Genomic DNA, 1,146 nt, shown 5'->3' on the forward strand with positions numbered 1-1,146 from the left:
AATGGCAAAGGAAAAGTTTGAGCGTAACAAACCGCACGTCAACATCGGCACGATCGGCCACGTTGACCACGGCAAGACGACGCTGACGGCGGCGATCACCAAGTATTTCGGCGACTTCAAGGCGTATGACCAGATCGACGGCGCGCCGGAAGAGAAGGCCCGCGGGATCACCATCTCGACCGCCCACGTGGAATACGAGACCGACGCGCGCCACTATGCCCACGTCGACTGCCCCGGCCACGCCGACTATGTCAAGAACATGATCACCGGTGCGGCGCAGATGGACGGCGCGATCCTGGTTGTGAACGCCGCCGACGGCCCGATGCCGCAGACCCGCGAGCACATCCTGCTGGCGCGTCAGGTTGGCGTTCCTGCGCTGGTCGTGTTCCTGAACAAGGTCGACCAGGTCGATGACGAGGAGCTGCTGGAGCTGGTGGAAATGGAAGTCCGCGAGCTGCTGAGCTCGTACGAATTCCCCGGCGACGACATTCCGATCGTCGCAGGTTCGGCGCTGGCCGCGATGGAAGGCCGCGATCCGGAGATTGGCGAGAACAAGATCCGCGAACTGCTGGCCGCGGTTGACGAGTACATCCCGACCCCGGAACGTGCTGTCGACCAGCCCTTCCTGATGCCGATCGAAGACGTGTTCTCGATCTCGGGCCGCGGCACCGTGGTGACCGGCCGTGTCGAGCGTGGCGTGATCAATGTCGGCGACTCGATCGAGATCGTGGGCATCAAGGACACCCAGACCACCACCTGCACCGGTGTGGAAATGTTCCGCAAGCTGCTGGACCGTGGCGAGGCGGGCGACAACATCGGCGCGCTGCTGCGCGGCATCGACCGTGAAGCGGTCGAGCGTGGCCAGGTGCTGTGCAAGCCGGGTTCGGTGACCCCGCACACCAAGTTCGAAGCCGAAGCCTATATCCTGACCAAGGAAGAGGGCGGCCGTCACACCCCGTTCTTCGCGAATTACCGTCCGCAGTTCTACTTCCGGACCACCGACGTGACCGGCACCGTGACGCTGGCGGCCGGCACCGAGATGGTCATGCCGGGCGACAACGTCGGCTTCACCGTCGAGCTGATCGCACCGATCGCGATGGAAGACGGCCTGCGCTTCGCCATCCGCGAAGGCGGCCGCACCGTCGG

General features: G+C 64.3%; 1 protein-coding gene. It reads left to right on the plus strand.

Annotated features, from left to right (window positions below; genetic code table 11):
- Position 1 precedes the first annotated feature (1 nt).
- Positions 2 to 1,146 (plus strand): elongation factor Tu (gene tuf / locus AC2FMY_RS21970; RefSeq protein ID WP_496808109.1); only part of this gene is annotated, 1,145 nt, incomplete at its 3' end.

This window comes from Ruegeria sp. YKSE079 (assembly GCF_059612845.1).